The sequence below is a fragment of the Kitasatospora viridis genome, assembly GCF_007829815.1.
Classification (GTDB): Bacteria; Actinomycetota; Actinomycetes; order Streptomycetales; family Streptomycetaceae; genus Kitasatospora; species Kitasatospora viridis.
This window is the reverse complement of record NZ_VIWT01000001.1, coordinates 837,983-856,854: the sequence shown is the minus strand read 5'-3', so window position 1 is coordinate 856,854 and position 18,872 is coordinate 837,983. Positions and strand designations below refer to the sequence as shown.

At 72.0% G+C, this 18,872-nt stretch carries 17 protein-coding genes and 1 tRNA gene; 11 read left to right on the top strand and 7 right to left on the bottom strand.

The features are described from left to right. Nucleotides 1-276: 276 nt before the first annotated feature. The 3 genes from FHX73_RS03960 to FHX73_RS03950 are packed head-to-tail and all read left to right on the top strand — an operon-like array spanning nucleotide 277 to nucleotide 4,075. Nucleotides 277-720 carry an SHOCT domain-containing protein gene (locus FHX73_RS03960; protein ID WP_145903299.1) on the top strand — a complete coding sequence of 148 codons (444 nt, stop codon included), beginning with the start codon at nucleotides 277-279 and terminating at the stop codon, nucleotides 718-720. Next, entirely contained in the window at nucleotides 717-1,508 is a 792-nt protein-coding gene (locus tag FHX73_RS03955) for an ABC transporter ATP-binding protein (protein ID WP_246213335.1), read from the top strand. Before FHX73_RS03960 ends, FHX73_RS03955 begins: the two co-directional genes overlap by 4 nt. Then, nucleotides 1,505-4,075 carry an ABC transporter permease gene (locus tag FHX73_RS03950; RefSeq protein ID WP_145903298.1) on the top strand — a complete coding sequence of 857 codons (2,571 nt, stop codon included), beginning with the start codon at nucleotides 1,505-1,507 and terminating at the stop codon, nucleotides 4,073-4,075. Before FHX73_RS03955 ends, FHX73_RS03950 begins: the two co-directional genes overlap by 4 nt. 61 nt (nucleotides 4,076-4,136) lie before the next feature. On the opposite strand, the gene FHX73_RS03945 is transcribed toward FHX73_RS03950, so the two are convergent. From FHX73_RS03945 to FHX73_RS03930, 4 genes are all read right to left on the bottom strand, one after another. Beyond that, nucleotides 4,137-4,481, bottom strand: coding sequence for a phospholipase (locus tag FHX73_RS03945; protein ID WP_145903297.1), 345 nt, complete (start codon nucleotides 4,479-4,481; stop codon nucleotides 4,137-4,139). A gap of 17 nt (nucleotides 4,482-4,498) precedes the next feature. After that, complete coding sequence (locus FHX73_RS03940) at nucleotides 4,499-5,887, bottom strand: DUF4331 domain-containing protein (protein ID WP_145903296.1); 1,389 nt, start codon at nucleotides 5,885-5,887, stop codon at nucleotides 4,499-4,501. 94 nt (nucleotides 5,888-5,981) lie between these two features. Further along, nucleotides 5,982-6,302: a hypothetical protein gene (locus tag FHX73_RS03935; RefSeq protein WP_145903295.1), complete on the bottom strand. Its 321-nt coding sequence runs from the start codon at nucleotides 6,300-6,302 to the stop codon at nucleotides 5,982-5,984. Nucleotides 6,303-6,865: 563 nt separating this feature from the next. Continuing rightward, nucleotides 6,866-6,936: transfer RNA gene (locus tag FHX73_RS03930), tRNA-Cys, on the bottom strand. A gap of 502 nt (nucleotides 6,937-7,438) precedes the next feature. Here FHX73_RS03930 and FHX73_RS03925 point away from each other — a divergent pair. The 7 genes from FHX73_RS03925 (at nucleotide 7,439) to pdxS (ending at nucleotide 15,098) form a co-directional block, all read left to right on the top strand. Beyond that, nucleotides 7,439-8,716 carry a diaminopimelate decarboxylase gene (locus FHX73_RS03925; RefSeq protein WP_145903294.1) on the top strand — a complete coding sequence of 426 codons (1,278 nt, stop codon included), beginning with the start codon at nucleotides 7,439-7,441 and terminating at the stop codon, nucleotides 8,714-8,716. A gap of 3 nt (nucleotides 8,717-8,719) precedes the next feature. Next, nucleotides 8,720-9,337 (top strand): pyridoxamine 5'-phosphate oxidase, encoded by a 618-nt coding sequence (gene pdxH, locus FHX73_RS03920; protein WP_145903293.1) that lies wholly within the window; start codon nucleotides 8,720-8,722, stop codon nucleotides 9,335-9,337. 82 nt (nucleotides 9,338-9,419) lie between these two features. Next, nucleotides 9,420-10,109 (top strand): YggS family pyridoxal phosphate-dependent enzyme, encoded by a 690-nt coding sequence (locus FHX73_RS03915; RefSeq protein ID WP_145903292.1) that lies wholly within the window; start codon nucleotides 9,420-9,422, stop codon nucleotides 10,107-10,109. A gap of 28 nt (nucleotides 10,110-10,137) precedes the next feature. Then, nucleotides 10,138-12,276, top strand: a complete 2,139-nt coding sequence (locus tag FHX73_RS03910; protein WP_145903291.1) for an oxidoreductase — start codon at nucleotides 10,138-10,140, stop codon at nucleotides 12,274-12,276. Further along, entirely contained in the window at nucleotides 12,269-13,321 is a 1,053-nt protein-coding gene (trpD, locus tag FHX73_RS03905) for an anthranilate phosphoribosyltransferase (RefSeq protein WP_145903290.1), read from the top strand. Before FHX73_RS03910 ends, trpD begins: the two co-directional genes overlap by 8 nt. After that, a complete protein-coding gene (gene trpC / locus FHX73_RS03900) occupies nucleotides 13,321-14,109 on the top strand; it encodes an indole-3-glycerol phosphate synthase TrpC (RefSeq protein WP_211786134.1) in 789 nt (262 codons plus the stop codon). The genes trpD and trpC overlap by 1 nt, the downstream gene beginning before the upstream one ends. A gap of 77 nt (nucleotides 14,110-14,186) precedes the next feature. Further along, nucleotides 14,187-15,098 (top strand): pyridoxal 5'-phosphate synthase lyase subunit PdxS, encoded by a 912-nt coding sequence (pdxS, locus tag FHX73_RS03895; RefSeq protein WP_145903289.1) that lies wholly within the window; start codon nucleotides 14,187-14,189, stop codon nucleotides 15,096-15,098. An 81-nt stretch (nucleotides 15,099-15,179) separates the two neighbouring features. On the opposite strand, the gene FHX73_RS03890 is transcribed toward pdxS, so the two are convergent. Then, nucleotides 15,180-15,872: a B3/B4 domain-containing protein gene (locus FHX73_RS03890; protein ID WP_145903288.1), complete on the bottom strand. Its 693-nt coding sequence runs from the start codon at nucleotides 15,870-15,872 to the stop codon at nucleotides 15,180-15,182. Nucleotides 15,873-15,916: 44 nt separating this feature from the next. Then, nucleotides 15,917-16,525, bottom strand: coding sequence for a LysE family translocator (locus tag FHX73_RS03885; protein ID WP_145903287.1), 609 nt, complete (start codon nucleotides 16,523-16,525; stop codon nucleotides 15,917-15,919). A gap of 196 nt (nucleotides 16,526-16,721) precedes the next feature. Between FHX73_RS03885 and FHX73_RS03880 the strand changes: the two genes are divergently transcribed. Continuing rightward, entirely contained in the window at nucleotides 16,722-17,369 is a 648-nt protein-coding gene (locus FHX73_RS03880) for a phosphoribosylanthranilate isomerase (protein WP_145903286.1), read from the top strand. A 125-nt stretch (nucleotides 17,370-17,494) separates the two neighbouring features. Here FHX73_RS03880 and FHX73_RS03875 read toward each other — a convergent pair whose 3' ends face one another. Then, complete coding sequence (locus FHX73_RS03875) at nucleotides 17,495-18,868, bottom strand: hypothetical protein (protein ID WP_211786133.1); 1,374 nt, start codon at nucleotides 18,866-18,868, stop codon at nucleotides 17,495-17,497. Between the last annotated feature and the right edge of the window lie 4 nt (nucleotides 18,869-18,872).

Genomic DNA, 18,872 nt, shown 5'->3' with positions numbered 1-18,872 from the left:
GTGCACACGTGTGCCCGGACAATTGACGATCCACCGACACCTCACCGCCCGATACCTCACCGCCCGGCAGCCGGACCCCGCGTCCGGCTGCCGGGCGCCGGCCTGCCCGGGTGCCGGTCCGTCCGGGCGGCGGGAGTAGGGCGCGGCGCGGCCCCTACTCCCGGTGAGGTACTCGAACTGCCGTCGGGAGCACGACGCGCCGCGCGGGCCGCGGCGGCAGTCTTCTGAGGGACGGACCCGGGCCCACCGGGGCGCACCCCGAGGAGATGGTTTCCGATGCATCCGACGACGACCGCAGCGGTGCTGCTGGCCGATGACACCTGGCGGTGGCACGGCGGCGGCTGGACACCCTGGTTCCTGTTCTTCCCCTTCCTCTGGCTGGTCCTGCTGGGCGTTGTCCTGGTGGCGGTGCGCCGGGGCCGGGGCCGCAGGTTCGGGCCGCCCTGGCAGGGCGGTCCCGGGGGTCCGTTCGGCGGACCGCCGTGGGCGGCCGGGCGGGGTGCCCAGGCGGGTCCGCTCCAGGTGCTCGGCGAGCGGTTCGCGCGCGGCGAGATCGAGGCGGAGGAGTACCGCGCCCGGCGCGCCGTGCTGACCGAGCAGCCGGGCCCGGCGGGCTCCGGTCCGGTCCCCGGTCCGGTGTCCATGACCAAGACCGACGCGCCCACCGCTGACGGCACCGACGGCACCGACGGCGACGACACCACGGGAGAGCGGCGATGAACGGCACGGAGTTCGACCTCATGGAGGCCGTCGAGGTCCGCCCGGCCGCCCGGGTGGAGGAGGCGGTGAAGATCTACGGTCTGGGCGCCACCGAGGTCCGGGCGCTGAACCACGTCTCGGTGGAGTTCCCGGCCGAGCGGTTCACCGCGATCATGGGCCCCTCCGGCTCCGGCAAGTCGACCCTGCTGCACTGCGCGGCCGGCCTGGACTCGCTGACCGCCGGCAGCGCCTACCTCGGCGACACCGAGCTGGGCAGCCTGCCGGACCGCAAGCTCACCCTGCTGCGGCGCGAGCGGATCGGTTTCGTCTTCCAGGCCTTCAACCTGGTCCCGACGCTGACCGTGCGGGAGAACATCACCCTGCCGCTGGACCTGGCGGGCAGCCGGGTCGACACGGACTGGCTGACCACCCTGATCGACGTGGTCGGCCTGGGCGACCGGCTCGCGCACCGCCCGACCGAGCTCTCCGGCGGCCAGCAGCAGCGCGTCGCGGTGGCCCGGGCGCTGGTCTCGCGGCCCGAGGTGGTCTTCGCCGACGAGCCCACCGGCAACCTGGACTCGCGCAGCGGCGCCGAGGTGCTCGGCCTGCTGCGCCGCGCGGTGGACGAGATCCGGCAGTCCGTGGTGATGGTCACCCACGACCCGACCGCGGCGGGCCACGCCGACCAGGTGGTCTTCCTGGCGGACGGCAAGCTGGTGGACACCATGCAGCAGCCGACCGCGGACCGGGTGCTGGACCGGATGAAGGAGTTCGACAACCGCGTCGCCACCGTCGGGAGGCGGGGGTGAACGCCGCCGTCCGGATCGGCCTGCGCTCGCTGCTGGCCCACAAGCGCCGGCTGGCCGGGACGGTCCTCGCGGTGCTGCTCGGGGTGAGCTTCCTGGCCGGCACGATGATGCTCGGCGACACCATGAAGGCCAACTTCAGCACGCTGTTCGCCAACGCGGACGCGGGCACCGACGCGGTGGTCCGCAACGCCGACGTGCTGGACGTGCCCAACACCCCGGGCGGCGTGCGGGCCCCGATCGACGTCACGCTGGCGGACCGGCTGCGCGGCCTGCCGCAGGTCGCGGCGGTCGAGCCGGCCGTGCAGGGGGTGGGCCAGCTGGTCGGCTCGGACGGCAAGCCGGTCGGCGGCCAGGGTCCGCCCACCGTCGCCGGCAACTGGCTGGCGGACAGCCACCTCAACCCGTACCGGCTGGCCGAGGGCCATGCGCCGAGCGCGCCCGGCGAGGTGGTGGTGAACCGCGGCGCCGCGACCGCCGGCCACCTCAAGCTCGGTGACACCACGGTGCTGCGCACCCCGGACCCGGTGACCGTGCACATCGTCGGCATCGCGACCTTCGGTCAGAACGCCGACGGCATGGGCCAGATCACCTACGCCGGCCTGACCCTGGCCGACGCCGAGCGCTACCTGATGCCGCAGGGCCACGACCAGGCCTCCGAGCTGCGGCTGCGGGCGACCGGCGGCACCTCCCAGCGGGCCCTGGTGGCCGCGGTCACGCCGCAACTGCCCAAGGGCGTCGAGGCGGTGACCGGCACTCAGGCGAGCGACGAGAGCAACCAGCAGGTCTCCGGCGGCTTCCTGAACATGTTCACCACCCTGCTGCTGGTCTTCGCCGGGATCGCGCTGCTGGTCGCGACCTTCTCGATCTACAACACCTTCGCCATCGTCACCGCGCAGCGGACCCGGGAGAACGCGCTGCTGCGGGCGCTCGGCGCGGCCCGCGAGCAGGTGCTGGCCGCGACCCTGATGGAGGCGCTGGCGGTGGGGCTGATCGCCTCGGTCGGCGGCCTGGTCGGCGGGGTGCTGGTGGCCACCGGGCTCAAGGCGCTGTTCCAGGCGGTGGGCTTCCCGCTGCCGACCGGCGGGCTGGTGGTCTCGGGCTGGGCGATCGCGCTGCCGGTGCTGGTCGGCACCGTGGTGACGCTCGGCTCGGCCCTGGCACCGGCGGTGCGGGCCGGCCGGACGGCGCCGCTGGCCGCGCTGCGCGCCACCGACGTCGACCGCACCGCGGGCGGCCGTTCGGGGCTGCTGCGCTCGGGGTTCGGCCTGCTGCTGCTGGCCGGCGGGGTGGCGCTGGCGGTCAGTGGGGCGACCAACGGGCCGTCGGTGCAGCTCACTTCGCTGGGCGCGCTGGCCGCGCTGGTCGGGGTGATCGTGCTCGGCCCGGTGACCGCCTCGCTGGCGGTCCGGGTGCTGGGCGCGCCGCTGCCGCGGCTGCGCGGGGTGTCCGGCGGGCTGGCCCGGTTGAACGCGGGCCGCAACCCGCGCCGGACCGCCGCCACGGCCACCGCGCTGATGATCGGCGTGGCGGTGGTCACCCTGTTCACCGTCTTCGGCGCCTCGCTGAAGGCGACCATGGACAGCCAGGTGCGGGCCTCCTTCGCCGGCGACCTGGCCATCACCTCCTCGGGCTCCGGGGCCGGCGGCAGCGGGCTGAGCCCGCGGCTGGCGGACGCGGTCGCCGGGGTGCCGCAGGTCAGCCAGGCGGTCGGCCTGGGCAAGGGGGTGGCCCGGCTCGACGGCCACAGCCGGCCGCTGGAGGTGGCCGACCCGGCCCGGCTGGCCGGCGTGGTGGACCTCGGCCAAGTGGACGGCAGAATGGACGAGTTGGGCACCGACGGCCTGGCCGTCTCGCAGAACGAGGCGGGCAGGCAGGGCTGGACGCTCGGCCGGACCGTCACGGTCTCCTTCGCGGACGGCACCAGCACGCCGTTCACCGTCCGGGCGATCTACCAGGACACCGGGGTGACCGGTGACTACCTGATCAGCCGTCAGGCCTGGGCTCCGCACCGGGTGCAGGACAGCGACACGCTGGTCGCGGTGGCGCTCAAGCCGGGCGTCTCGCTGTCGGCCGGCAAGGCGGCGGTGCAGCAGGTGGCGGCCGGCCTCGGCAACCCCCAGGTGCAGACCCGGGACGAGTTCGCGACCAGCGCCGCCAAGGGCATCGACACCATGCTCTCGCTGGTCTACGCGCTGCTGGCGCTGGCGGTGCTGATCGCGCTGCTGGGCATCGCCAACACGCTGACCCTGGCGGTGCACGAGCGGACCCGGGAGCTGGGCCTGCTCCGCGCGGTCGGCCAGACCCGCTCCCAACTGCGCGCGATGGTGCGCTGGGAGTCGGTGCTGGTGGCGGCGTTCGGCTCGGTCGGCGGGCTCGGTCTGGGCGCCTTCCTGGGCTGGGCCCTGGTGAAGGCCTCGGACGACTCCGGCACCGGCTCGTTCGCCATCCCGTCCACCCAGCTGGTGGTGGTCCTGGTGGCCGGCCTGGTCGCGGGGGCGCTGGCCGGCCTGCGCCCGGCCCGCCGGGCGGCGAAGCTGGACATCCTGCGGGCGATCCAGTCGTCCTGACGCTCAGTCAGAAACACTGTGGGCCCTCCCCGTTCGGGGAGGGCCCACAGTCGTGTGCGCGCTAGCGGCCGGGCCAGAGCTGTTCGGTCACCGCGCCGCCGCGCACGGTGCAGCTGCCGAGCGGGGTGGTCGGCGTCCGCCAGATCGTGTAACCGCCCTCGGGCAGTGGGGAGATGACGGCGCAGTGGGTGGTGCGTCCGGCCAGGTGGCGGGGTCGGACGGCGGCGTGGGTGCGGGCGGTGTCGTCGCCGGTGGGGCTGACCTCGATCTCCAGGCCGTCCTCGTCCGGGCCGGTGTAGATGATCAGGGCGCCGAGGGTGCCGCCGATCTCCAGGACGACGCTGCCTTCGCGCGACGGGGCGGGCAGCGGCGCGTGGGTGTGCGGTGGGTGGGTGTGCGGGGCCATGGGTGCTCGCTCGCTGGTCAGTTGGCCGGGTGGCTGTAGCCGTCGTACGGGACGCCGAGGTAGGGGAAGGTGTCCAGGTAGGGGGTCGGGGTGTCGGCCGGAGTGGTGCCGGTGGTGAGTCCGTCGGTGATGCCGCCGGTGGCCTGGTCGGGGGTGAAGGACGGGTCGACCAGGTGCAGCACCAGCCCGGCGATGGCGCGCAGTTCGATGGTCACGACGTCGTCGTAGACGCGGCGGCCGTTGGGGAAGCCGGCCGGGTCGCCGGCGACCAGGCCCAGGATGTTGGGGCTGCCGGCCGGGGGGACGGCGACGTTCAGGCGCAGCATGTCGGCCTGGGTGTCACCGGTGTAGTTCTGGAAGCCGGGCACCACGCCGTTCGGGATGCCGGTGAGCAGGATGGCGAGCAGGTCGGCGCGCGGCTTGGTGTAGGCGGCCAGGTTGGGGAAGACGCCCGGGTACAGGGCCGGGAGCAGCTTGGCGAGTTCCGGCATGGCGACGTACTCGGCGAAGTTCTTGTCGTCGGCCGGGGGCTGGGTGTTCCACAGGTCCTTCTTCCCCATCGGGATGACGACCTCGTTGATCAGCGGGTTGCCCAGCCGCGAGACCTGGACGAAGGGGCCGGATTCGGTGTCCTGGCCGCTGGTGTTGATGATGCGGGCCTGCCGGCGGGAGGCGGTGGTCCACACGCCGATGGTGGCGTGCGGGTCGAGCACGTCGGTGGGCCGGCGGCCGCTCCTGGTCAGGTCGGTGATCGGCACCTGGAGGGCGATGCTGTGGACGTTGAGCGCCTTGGTGGTGTCGACGCCGGGCGCGGGCTGGGTGAAGGCCGGCATGACGTGCAGTTCCTGGAACGGCCGCAGGGTGCCGAGGTCGAAGATCGCGCCGAGGTCGACGTAGAAGCCCTCGGCCCGCTGACCGGCGAACACCTTGCGGCCGTCGTCGAGTTGGTGCACGGCCGCGGCGGCCAGCGAGGCGTAGTCCGGGGTGGAGAGCGGACCGATGTTGCACGGCGGGCAGGCCAGGCCCTCGGCCAGCACCCGGCGGCGGTCGCCGCCCTCGACCCGGGTGATGCTGTAGGTCTGGCGGCGGTTCCAGTTCGGGTCGTCCAGCGAGCTGATCGAACCGGTGTTGTAGAGGAAGGAGTTGGGGTTGCGCACCTCGACCGCGAAGCGGAACTCGTAACTGACGTCCGGGCGTCCGTCGTTGTCGTTGTCGATGTGGACGGCGTAGAGCACGTCGTCGCCGAACTCGTAGAAGTTCGGCCCGCCGGCCGGTCCCTGGAGCGGGATGTAGTTGGCGATCAGCGTGACGGTGTCGCAGTCGTCGGGGCTGACGAAGGCGTAGACGTCGGTGCTGTCGGCGACCGGGTCCTTGGAGATCTCGGGGGCTTCGCGGTGGGAGGACACTGGAACCTCGCAGGGGGTGGGGGCGGGTGGTCGGGCGGGAGGGCCGGCCGGCTCCTGCCGGTGCCGTCGGGAGCCGGCCGGGGCTGACGGATCGTCAGGTCAGGCTGAGGGCGCGGACCAGGGCGGCGGCCAGCTCGGGGTCCTGGATGCGCTGGTGGCGTTCGCCGCTGAACAGGTCGAGGTGTCCGGAGCGGACGTCGCGCAGGTGCACGACCATCGGCTCGTCGAGGGTGGGCGCCGGCCCCTCGGCCGCGGTGGTGGCGGTGGCGGCCGTCGTGGCGGCGTTCGCCGGGGTGGCGCCGGTGACCAGCGTCGAGGCGAGGCCGGCGGCGCCGACGGCCGCGGCCTGGCGCATCAGCAGGCGGCGGGACAAGCCTTCTGACGGTGTGTCGGCTGCGGTGGGTTGCGGGGACATGGGTTCTCCTTCGCGTCGGTGGGCCGAAATGGCGGGCCGCCGGCTCGGCCTGAACTGCCGCCCGCATCGGTGGACGATCCCGTCTCCATGACGCGCAGAGCCGGAAAGGACGATTGAGGTGACGGCCTTGGCCCCAGGCGCTGCTAGGCGGTCACCGGGAAGTGAAGTGGCGGCGCAATGCCTGGTCAAGGCGGCGCGCGAGGGCCGGACCCAGGCCGCCACCCGGCCGGCCCATGGGCGCTCGACCGAGCGGGTGATCCGTGAATTCGGGCCGCCGGGAACCCATCCGGAAGGCCGCGGGGCACGAACACCGTGCGACGGCGGCGGATTCGACGCGGGCGCGCGGCAGCGCGGGCGCGGGAAGGCGGGAGCGAAGGGCGGGAACGAAGGCGAGTGCGAACGGCGAGCGCGCTGAACAGCTGGCGCGCACCGCTGAGTTGGCCATTACCGCCGCCCGAGGAGCGGCGGGTCTTTCGGGTGCCCGGAAATGACGGGCGGTGCGTCGGCGCGTTCGGCCGACCCGTAATCACGGGTGGCGCGGTGGAGCCGAAAAGGCGATTTTGAGGCCGCGACCGGATTCGAACCGATGTGAACCGCTTTGCAGGCGGTCCCCTAACCACTCGGGCACACGGCCGTGTGCAGTACTGCTTCGTTGCTTTGTCTTCGTGCTGTGTTGCCGTCCTGCTGAGCAAAACCCTAGGCGATGGCAGCGGGGGGCTGTCAATGGTTTCCGGGAGCCGGGCAACGGCCTTCCGGTATGTCCAAGTTGGCGGCAAACGGGATGATGTGACGCACCGTCACTCAAGTGGAATCGATTCCTTCGATTTGTTCACAGTGGTTGACATGGGGCCATATCGGACATCGGAAATCTCATCATGTGAGAGGTTCTGACCGTTCATCGGAGATCAAAAACCCCCGCTGACCAGCGACGAACGCCGAACCATGACGGTCAGTCAGGTCGGCTGCGGAGGTAGCTTCTTGTGATCATGGGATCACCGCCATACGCTCGGCCATGAATTCGAGGACGCCTGCCGCATCCGGCATCTCTGCGTCCGCCGGCTTCGTCGGTTCTTCTCCTTGGGGCAGGGGTTGGCCTACCAAGGAGTCATTGGACAATTCACTCTGGGGGTTCTTGGATGTCTTCCGGTATTTCCCTGGCCGGCGAGGCCGAGTCGAAGCTCGGGCACAGCTGGCTCGGCTCAGTGGACCTGAAGACGATCGCCGAACAGGTCGGCTCGCCGGTCTTCGTGTACAGCGAAGCGCAGTTGGTCCGGAACATCGAGCGGGTCATGAGTGCCGCCGAGGCGGCCGGCCTGCGTGACCGGGTCGACCTGTACGTGCCGTTCTTCCCGAACTCCAACCCGCACGTGCTGCGGCCGTTCCAGCGCCTGGGCGTCGGGCTGCTGGTCCAGCTGCCCGGCGAGTACCGGATCCTGAAGCAGTTCGGCTTCGAGCGCTTCATCGTCTCGCCCGGGCACGTCTCCGACGAGGAGATGACCTACTGGGCGCAGACCGGTCACCCGACCTTCCTGTCCAGCCTGGACGAGGTGCTGTTCGCGCTGAAGGCCGGCGCCCCCTCGATCAGCGCGCGGATCGACAGCCTGGACTCCGGCAAGCCCGGCATCAAGCTGCGCGAGCTGGACCAGCTCGCCGCGCTGCTCGCCGAGTACGACCGCGAGCTGGAGTGCTTCGAGGTCTACTGCGGCAGCGGCAACTCCCGCGAGGCGATGACCGAGATCATCGAGACGCTGTTCACGATCTTCAACGACCACTTCCCGCAGGCCAAGTCGATCAACTTCGCGGGCGGCCACGGCTTCGTCTACGAGGCGTGGACCCAGGAGGAGAAGCACTTCGACTGGGGCCAGTACTTCGGCGCGCTGCGCGAGATCGCCGACCGGATGGGCATCCCGGAGCACGTCCGGTTCATGTTCGAGCCGGCCCGCGACGTGCTGGCCGACACCGGCGCGCTGCTGCTGGGCGTGGAGCGCAGCGTGATCACCAACCCGGTGTCCAACATCGTGGTGACCAACGGCACCCGGATGCTGATGCCCTCGGCCCAGCTGCGCGACCGCCACCACCACGTGGTCTTCCTCGACGGCGAGCTGGCCGAGATCCCGACCGACGGGCAGACCAACGGGTGCATGGCCGCGCTGCGCGGCCGCACCATCCTGCGGCACGACTACGTGCTGCCCGGCGAGGTCTGGGTGCCCGAGGGCGTGGACGGCTCCAGCCACCTGCTGATCCTCGACGTCGGCGCCTACTGCGCCACCCAGCACATGGAGTTCCTCAACGTGCCGCCGGCCGCCGAGGTGCTGGTGGACGCCGACGGTGTGCCGCACCTGATCACCAACCGCGGCCCCGAGTTCGACAAGTGGCGGCACGTGCTGCCCGAGAAGCAGCAGCTGAAGGGCTGAGCCGTGACCGACAGCACCCAGACGACCGAGACGATCGAGCCGACCGACCCGTTCGAGCTCTTCGGTCAGTGGCTGGCCGAGGCCGAGCGCAACGAGGTCAACGACGCCAACGCGATGGCGATCGCCACCGCGGGCATGGACGGGCTGCCGGACGTCCGCATGGTCCTGCTCAAGGGCTTCGACCCGGACGGCTTCGTGTTCTTCACCAACACCCGCTCCCGCAAGGGCGCCGAGCTGGCCGAGAACATGCAGGCGGCCGGTGTCCTGCACTGGAAGTCGATGCGCCGTCAGGTCCGCTTCCGCGGCCCGGTGGAGCCCGCCACGGCGGCCGAGGCGGACGAGTACTTCGCCTCCCGCGCGCGGCAGAGCCGGATCGGCGCCTGGGCCTCCCAGCAGTCCCAGCCGCTGGCCGACCGGGCCGAGCTGGAGGCGGCGGTGGCCCGGGAGACCGAGCGGTTCGGCGAGGAGGACATCCCGCGCCCGGAGCACTGGAGCGGCTACCGGATCCGGCCGGTCTACCTGGAGTTCTGGGCCGACCGCCCGTTCCGGCTGCACGAGCGGCTGGTCTTCGAGCGGGCCAAGCCCGACACCGAGTGGCAGCACGGCCTGCGCTACCCCTGAGCCGGCCCACCACCCGCACCGCGGCTCCCCGTGCCACCGGCCGGGGAGCCGCGGCCTGCCCCGCCGATCGAGAGAGGTTCCCTTGAACGCCACAGAAGCAAGCGGGCGGCCCGATCCCGCGGTCGGCCTGGCCGAGGTGCGCGCCGCGATCGCCGCGGCCTGCCTGCGCGCGCACCGCACCCCGGAGTCGGTCACGCTGGTCGCGGCCTCCAAGACGGTCTCCGTCGAGGGCCTGGAGCCGGCCGTCGCAGCCGGCCAGCTGGTCTACGGAGAGAACCGCGTGCAGGAGGCCCAGGGCAAGTGGCCGCTGCTGCGCGAGCGCCACCCCGAGGTCGAGGTGCACCTGATCGGCCCGCTGCAGACCAACAAGGCCAAGGACGCCGTGGCGCTGTTCGACGTGATCCACTCGGTGGACCGGGTCGACCTGTGCCGCGCGATCGCCCGCCGGTGCGCCGAACAGGGCCGCCGGCCCAGCCTGTTCATCCAGGTCAACACCGGCGCCGAGGTGCAGAAGGCGGGCGTGCTGCCGCAGGAGCTGGACGCCCTGCTGGAGGCCTGCCGGTCCGAGTACGACCTGGACGTGGCCGGCCTGATGTGCATCCCGCCGGTCGACGAGCCGGGCGAGCCGCACTTCGAGGTGCTGGCCGCGGCCGCCGACCGGCACGGGCTCAAGTCGCTCTCCATGGGCATGAGTTCGGACTACGCCCGGGCCATCGAGTACGGCGCCACCCACGTCCGGGTGGGCAGCGCGATCTTCGGCTCCCGGGCCTGATCAACCACCAGGGAAGGTGTCACCCACAGTGCAGAACCCGCACGTCCGGCCCGCCCGGTACGACATCCTGTTCGAGCCGGTGCGGATCGGCCCGGTCACCGCCAAGAACCGCTTCTTCCAGGTGCCGCACTGCAACGGCATGGGCCGGGCCTACCCCAGCGCGATGGCCGCGATGCGCGGGGTCAAGGCGGAGGGCGGCTGGGCGGTGGTCTGCACCGAGCAGTGCGACGTCCACTACTCCGGCAACCACCTGCGCGAACTGCGGCTGTGGGACGCCAAGGACATCCCCGTGCTGGCCCGCGCGACCGAGCAGATCCACGGCCACGGCGCGCTGGCCGGCGTGGAGCTGGCGCACAACGGCTCCTTCGTGCCGAACCTGGACACCCGGGCGATCCCGATCGCGCCCAGCGCCACCGCCACCCGGGGCAACTTCCCGGTCACCGCCCGGGAGATGGACAAGGCCGACATCCGGGCGTTCCGGCGCTGGCACCGGGAGGCCGCGCTCAACGCCCGCCGGGCCGGCTTCGACGTCATCTACGTCTACGCCGGCCACGACATGGCGCTGCCCGCGCACTTCCTCTCCCGCCGGCACAACCAGCGCACCGACGAGTACGGCGGCAGCCTGGAGAACCGGGCCCGGCTGCTGCGCGAACTGGTCGAGGACACCAAGGAGGCCGTCGGCGACACCTGCGCGGTGGCGATCCGGCTGGGCGTCGGCACGCTGCTCGACACCAGCAGTGCGAGCCCCAGGGACGAGGCCGAGGACGTCCTGGAGATGCTCGCCGAACTGCCGGACCTGTGGGACGTCAACCTCTCCCCGTTCGAGCGGGACGGGCAGACCGCGCGGTTCGCCCAGGAGGGCTTCCAGCAGGAGTACGTGCGGTTCGCCAAGAAGGTGACCACCAAGCCGGTGGTCGGCGTCGGCCGGTTCACCTCGCCGGACACCATGGTCGCGATGATCAAGAGCGGCACGCTCGACTTCATCGGCGCGGCCCGGCCCTCGATCGCCGACCCGTTCCTCCCGAAGAAGATCGAGGAGGGCCGGTTCGACGACATCCGCGAGTGCATCGGCTGCAACATCTGCGTCGCCTCGGACAAGCTCAGCGTGCCGCTGCGCTGCACCCAGAACCCGACCATGGGCGAGGAGTGGCGGCGCGGCTGGCACCCCGAGTACCTGCCGCCCAAGGACACCGACGACACCGTGATGATCATCGGCGCCGGGCCGGCCGGCCTGGAGGCCGCCGTCTCGCTCGGCCGCCGCGGCTACCGGGTGCTGCTCGCCGACCGGGAGCGCGAACTCGGCGGCCGGGTGCTGCGGGAGAGCGCGCTGCCGGGCCTGGCGACCTGGCGGCGGGTGGCCGAGTGGCGGCTCGGGCAACTGCGCAAGCTGCCCGGGGTCCAGCTGCTGCCCGGCAACGAGATCACCGCCGAGATGGTGCTGGAGGCCGAGTGCTCGCTGATCGGCGTGGCCACCGGCGCCCGCTGGCGCGCCGACGGGGTCGGCCGCAACCACCGCAGCGAGATCCCCGGACTGGCCGACGGCCCGCCGGTGTACACCCCCGAGGACCTGATGGCCGGTCGGCTGCCCACCGGCCGGGTCGTGGTCTTCGACGACGACCACTACTACATGGGCGGGGTGCTGGCCGAACTGCTCGCCGAGCGCGGCTGCGAGGTCGTCTTCGTCACCCCGGACAGCCTGGTCTCCTCCTACACCCAGAACACGGCCGAGCAGGGCGCGATCCAGCGGCGGATCCTGGAGCAGTGCGCCGAGGTCCGCACCTCCACCACGGTCAGCTCGGTCGAGCCCGGCGGGGTCCGGCTCGGCTGCGTCTTCACCGGCCGGCAGACCCCGATCGAGGCCGACGCGCTCGTGCTGGTCACCGGCAGCCTGCCGGTGGACGGGCTGTACCGGGAGCTGGAGGCCATGGAGCCCGGCGTCCTGGAGGCGGCCGGCATCCGCAAGGTGGTCCGCCTCGGCGACTGCCTCGGGCCCGGCATCATCGCCGCGGCCGTGCACAGCGGGCACCTGTTCGCCCGCACCCTCGACACCGGGCTCACCGACTGGACGCCGTTCCGCCGGGAGAACGTCGAACTCGGCTGGGACCAGCCGCTGCCGCCCGGCAGCGAGACCCTGCGGCTGCTCGCGGAAGGCCCGAACCATGGCTGACACCACCACCGTCGACCTGAAGGCCGTGCTCGGCCGGCTCGCCGAGGGCGAGCGGCTGACCCGGGAGGAGTCGGCCCGCACCTTCGGGCTGATCATGTCCGGCGAGGCCACCGCCGCCCAGATGGGCGCCCTGCTGATGGCCCTGCGGATGCGCGGCGAGACCGTGGACGAGATCATCGGCGCGGTCACCAATCTGCGCTCCCGGATGCTGCCGGTCGTGGCGCCGCCCGAGGCGATGGACGTGGTGGGCACCGGCGGCGACTCCTCCGGCTCCTACAACATCTCCACCTGCGCCGCCTTCGTGGTGGCCGGGGCCGGCGTGCCGATCGCCAAGCACGGCAACCGCGCGCTCTCCTCCCGCTCCGGCTCGGCCGACGTGCTGCGCGCGCTCGGCGTCGAGATCGACCTGACGCCCGATCAGGTCGCCGACTGCATCGCCGGGGCCGGGATCGGCTTCATGTTCGCCCCGGCCCACCACCCGGCCCTCAAGCACGTCGCCGCCACCCGGGTGGAGCTCGGCACCCGGACCGTCTTCAACCTGCTCGGCCCGCTGCTCAACCCGGCCGGGGTCCGCCGCCACCTGGTCGGCGTCTTCGCCCGCCAGTGGCTGGAGCCGATCGCCGAGGTGCTGCACGAACTCGGCTCCGAGCGGGCCTTCGTGGTGCACGGCAGCGACGGCCTGGACGAGGTCACGCTGACCGGCCCGACCTCGGTCGCCGCGCTGGAGGACGGGCGGGTGCGCAGCTTCGAGATCCGCCCCGAGGCGCTCGGCCTGACCCTGGTGGACCCCGCCCGGCTCAAGGGCGGCGACGCCGAGCAGAACGCGACCGCGCTGCGCGCCGTGCTGCGCGGCGAGCCCGGGCCCTACCGGGACGTGACGCTGCTCAACTCGGCCGCGGCGCTGGTCGTCGGCGAGCGGGCGGAGGACCTCGTGGACGGCCTGGCGCTGGCCGCGAAATCGATCGACTCGGGCGAGGCGCTGGCCCGCCTGGAGAGCCTCGTCAGCGTGTCGAACACCACCACCCCGAACGGACGGACCGCCTGATGAACGTGCTGACCAGGATCGAGGGCTACAAGCGCGAGGAGATCGCCGCCGCCAAGCAGGCGGTGCCGCTCGCCGAGCTGCGCCGCGAGGCCGAGGCCGCCGCCCCGCCGCGCGGCTTCCTCGCCGCGCTGCGCCGCCGGATCGACGCCGGCGAGCCCGGGCTGATCGCCGAGATCAAGCAGAAGAGCCCCTCCAAGGGCCTGATCCGCCCCGACTTCCAGCCCGCCGAGCACGCCCGCGCCTACCAGGCGGGCGGCGCCGCCTGCCTCTCGGTGCTCACCGACGGGCCGTCCTTCGGCGGCGCCCGCGAGCACCTGGCGGCCGCCCGCGAGGCCGCCGCGCTGCCCGCGCTGCGCAAGGACTTCTTCTTCGACCCCTACCAGGTGGTGCAGGCCCGGGCCTGGGGCGCCGACTGCGTGCTGATCATCCTGGCCGCCGTGGACGACGCCACCGCGGGGGAGTTGGAGGACACCGCGCTCGGACTCGGGATGGACGTGGTGATCGAGGTGCACGACGAGGCGGAGCTGGAGCGGGCGCTGCGCCGCCGCTCGCCGCTGATCGGCATCAACAACCGCAACCTGCGGACCTTCGAGACCACCCTGGACACCAGCGAGGCGCTGATGCCGCTGGTGCCGGCCGACCGGACGGTGATCGGCGAGAGCGGCATCGCCGACGCCGCCGACCTCGCCCGGCTGGCCAAGGTCGGCATCTCGGCCTTCCTGGTCGGCGAGACCCTGATGCGCCAGGCCGACGTCGAACAGGCCACCCGAGCCCTGCTCGGCCGCTGAACTCCTGCCCGGTCGACAGCTCCGGCTGCCGACCGGGCAGTTGACATTCCACCACCAAAGCACAAGTGAGGTTCCACGTGTCCAGCAGCCCGATCACCGAAGACCAGCCGCAGATCGGCACCGCCCGGGTCAAGCGCGGTATGGCCGAGCAGCTCAAGGGCGGTGTGATCATGGACGTGGTCAACGCCGAGCAGGCCAAGATCGCCGAGGACGCCGGTGCCGTCGCCGTCATGGCGCTGGAGCGGGTTCCGGCCGACATCCGCAAGGACGGCGGGGTCGCCCGGATGTCCGACCCGGACATGATCGACGGCATCATCAACGCGGTGTCGATCCCGGTGATGGCCAAGTCCCGGATCGGCCACTTCGTGGAGGCCCAGGTCCTGCAGGCGCTCGGCGTCGACTACATCGACGAGTCCGAGGTCCTCACCCCGGCCGACGAGGTCAACCACTCCGACAAGTGGGCGTTCACCACCCCCTTCGTCTGCGGCGCCACCAACCTGGGCGAGGCGCTGCGCCGGGTCGCCGAGGGCGCGGCGATGATCCGCTCCAAGGGCGAGGCCGGCACCGGCAACGTGGTCGAGGCCGTGCGCCACATGCGCCAGATCAACGCCGACATCCGCCGCCTGACCACGCTGGACGAGAACGAGCTCTACGTCGCGGCGAAGAACCTCCAGGCCCCCTACGAGCTGGTCAAGGAGGTCGCGCAGCTGGGCAAGCTCCCGGTCGTGCTGTTCTCCGCCGGCGGCGTGGCCACCCCGGCCGACGCGGCGCTGATGATGCAGCTGGGTGCCGAGGGCGTCTTCGTCGGCTCGGGCATCTTCAAGTCCGGCGACCCGGCCAAGCGCGCCGCCGCCGTCGTCAAGGCCACCACCTTCTTCGACGACCCGAAGATCATCGCCGATGTCTCGCGCGGTCTGGGCGAGGCCATGGTCGGCATCAACTGCGACACCCTGCCCGAGACCGAGCGCTACGCCAACCGCGGCTGGTAGTCCGGGCTCCGGACGTGGCGCGGGGCGTGCTGCGGGGCGTGGTGTGGGGGTCGGCCCCCGCACCACGCCCCGCCGTGTTGCTCAGAACTCGAACCGCGGTGCGGCCGCGCTCAGCACCGCCGGCTTCGACTCGACGGTCCACAGCGCGGAGAGCTCGCGGGTCAGCGTCTCCAGCAGCCGCTCGACGTCGGCCGGGGCGGTGTCGTGCAGCGCCTCGGTGACGATCAGCGCCGAGCCGGTGCCGGGCTGGATCGAGGAGAGGCCGCTCTGCCGGTTGGTCCACCGGCGGGCGTGCGCCTGGTCGGCGGCGTCGGCGAAGACCACCTCGCCCTCGGGGGCGATCTCGGTCTCGCCGGAGAAGGTCAGGTAGGACTCGGTGCCGCGGGCGTACCGGACCTCCAGGTGCTCGGTCACCTTGGCCAGGTCGAAGACCGCGATCGGCACGGCGAAGGCGAGCGAGACCGCGTTGCACAGGTCGATCAGCGGGTGGATCTCCGGCAGCGAGCGCTCCTTGCGGTAGCGGCGCAGCAGCGACTCGGAGGCGCAGCGGTACTGGGTGGGCTTGAGGCCCATCTTGGAGAACGTCCGCCGCCACGCCTGGATCTCCGGCATCTCGCCCTCGGCCCCCGCCGCCAGCCGCGCGTCGGCGCTCTCGTACAGGGCGGCGACCCGGTCGCGGACCGGGGCCTCGGGCGAGACCCCGTCCACGAGGAGCACGCCGGGCACGAGGGTCGGGAAGTCGCGCCAGATGTCAGCCGAGTGCTGGAAGTACACGGAACCGCCTAGCTACTAGTAGTCGTATCGGTGGTGATGGTGGGTCAGATCTCGAAGGCCAGCACCGCGGCCAGGGCGGCGAAGGCACCGGCGAAGGCCCGCCGCATCCCGGTGACCACGGCCGGCCGGGCCACCACCTTGTCGCGGAAGGCCGCCGCGAAGCGGCCGTAGAGCACGAACACGGCGAAGGTCATCGCCATGAAGACGCCGCTGAGCTCGCTCATCGGCAGCCAGGCGTTGGGCTGCTTGGTGTTGACGAACTGCGGCAGGAACGCGAAGAAGAAGATCGTCAGCTTCGGGTTGAGCAGGTTGATCGCGATGCCGGTGCGGATCACCTTCATCGCCGGCAGCGCGGGGGCGTCCTCCTCCACCGCGAGCACGCCCTTGTCCTTCAGCGTCCCCCAGGCCATGTAGAGCAGGTACGCCACACCCGCGTACTTGATGGTCTGGAAGGCCGCCGCGCTCGCGTTCAGCAGCGCGGCCAGCCCTGTGATGGCGGCGATCATGTGCGGCACGATGCCGAGGGTGCAGCCCACGGCGGCGACGATGCTGGCCCGGGTGCCGCGCGAGAGTCCGGCGGCGACGGTGTAGAGGGCCCCGGTGCCGGGCGTCGCGACAATGGCGAGTGACGTCAGCAGGAAACTGATGCTCAAGGCGGTCCTCCGGGCCTTCCGAACAGAGCTCAAATCACTTGGCGTAGGCACGACGATACAGGTCGGGCGGGTGGGCCAGCGGCCTCGAACAGAAGTGATAGATGACATTCCGGAAGTGTAATAATCGACACAAGGAACTCCGGGTGAATTCCCAGTTCGCCTACCTCCCCCAGTTCCGCCTACTACGATGACGGATATGTTCGTCAAAGTGTGTGGTGTGCGGAACGCGGCCGATGTGGCGGCCGGTGTGGCGGCCGGCGCCGACGCACTCGGATTCATGCTGACCGAGAGCGTGCGCAAGCTCGACACCGGCACCGCCCGCGCCCTGGCGGCCGAGCTGCCCCCCGGCGTGCTCTCCGTCGGCGTGGTCAACGGCGTCCCCGCCGCCGAGGCCGGCCGACTCGCCCTCGCCGCCGGCGTCCGCGCCCTGCAACTGCACGGCCGCTACACCCGCGAGGACTTCGCCGCCCTCGCCCACCTGCCGCTGCGCCTGCTGCGCGCCACCCACCTCGACCCGGACTCCGCCGAGCCCCCCGAGCTCGCCACCGGCGCCTACGGCGAGGAAATGCTGCTGCTCGACTCCCCGAGTTACGGGCGCGGCGAACGCTGGGACCTGGGCCGCCTCGAATCCGCCCGCCCCAGCGGAAAGTGGCTGCTCGCGGGCGGTCTGACCCCGGCCAACGTGGCCGGGGCGATCCGGGTGGCGAAGCCCTGGGGAGTGGACGTGTCGAGCGGCGTGGAATCCAGCCGGGGAATCAAGGACCCGCAATTGATCCGCGATTTCGTGGCGGCGGCCAAGAACGCGGCGAAGGCGGAGAACGCCGAAAACGTCGAGAACGCCTGAAAAGGGGCGATTCGCGGAATTGGCGCGCCATTCGCCGGCCGGCCGAACCGCTCGCGCGCAACCGCGGCCCGGCCGGCCACCGTGCAGGGTGGCCGGCCGGGCCGGGGGTTCGTCAGGCGGCTTCGTCAGGCGGCTTCGTCCGGGGCCAGTTGGTGGAAGCCGGTGCCGGCGTAGGCGCCGCGGGCGGTGTTCACCACGCCCGTGCCGGACTCCAGCGTGGTGGCGCGGGCGTAGATGCCGCCGAAGCCGCGCTGGGCGCCGAAGATGCCCCAGACCACCAGCCAGGGGACCAACTCGCCCCGCTCGTCCGGGAAGTACTCGGTCAGCGGGGCGATCCGGCGCTGCACCAGGAACGGGCCGTCCAGCCCCGCGGTGACCCGCTCGTGCCAGAGCTGCGGCGTGACCTGCTCGTCCCAGCCCAGCAGCACGCCCTGGCCGCCGTGCAGCAGGGTGGGCTTGAGCACCAGGTCGTCCTGGTGGGAGAACACGTAGTCGAGCAACTCGACCTGCTCGCCGTCCTCCAGGGTGACCTTGCCGGGGCGCAGCATCCTGGTCCACGGCAGGATCCGGTCCAGGCTGTCGCGTTCCGGCTCGGTGAGCAGGTGGCGGTTGCGCTCGTCGGAGAGCATCGCCAGCGCGCCCTTGCTGGCGAAGGCCTCCGACTCCATCGGGGTGAAGATCTTGACCTGCCCGGCCGCGGCGGCGTCCAGCAGCGGGTCCAGCAGGGCGGCCGCCTCCGGCGACTCCAGCAGGTCCTCGATCAGGAAGAGCCGGTGGATGATGTCCACCTTCAGGTCGCCGAGCCGCACCGCGCCGTCGCGGACCGCCAGCTCGCCGACGTGGCAACCGTGCACGTTGATCCCGCGGGCCCGCCAGTGGTCCACCGTGAGGGCCACGTAGGGCGCCAGGTCGGCGTAGCTGGACGGCCAGTCGGCGATCACCACGACCGGGTCGTCCTGCGGCGCGAAGCCGGACTCCACCACGATGTCGTGCAGCTTCTCGGTGGTGAAGTCGGCGAAGCCCAGCCGGTGTTCGGCGGCGAACTCGCGCATCAGCGGGTGCTCCAGCAGGGCCCGGGACATCTCGCCGACGTCGAGGCCGCCCAGCGCGCTGCCCATGTTGTACTCCAGCAGCTTGAAGCCCGACCCGTCCACGTACATGTCGGCGCGGACCTGCTTGGTCACCGCGCTGCCCCGGCTGCGCAGGATCGCCGAGACCTGCACCTCGGCCATCCCGACCGCCCGGGCGAAGGCGCCCAGGTCCCCGCCGAAGAGGCGCTCCGGCAGGGCGGTCAGCGCGGAGTGCAGGTTCTCCAGGTCGGCCTGCAGGCGCACCCGCTCCCGGTGGCCGAGGAAGAGCGGGCGGGACAGGAACCTGCCCTGGTAGAAGGCGACCAGCATCTCGTTGTCGGGTTGGCTGCCGATGAGTTCGGAGGCGACCGCGCCGTGGGCGCGCACGCGGTCCAGGTAACTCGCCGTCAGTTCGGTGCGATCCGTCACGCGG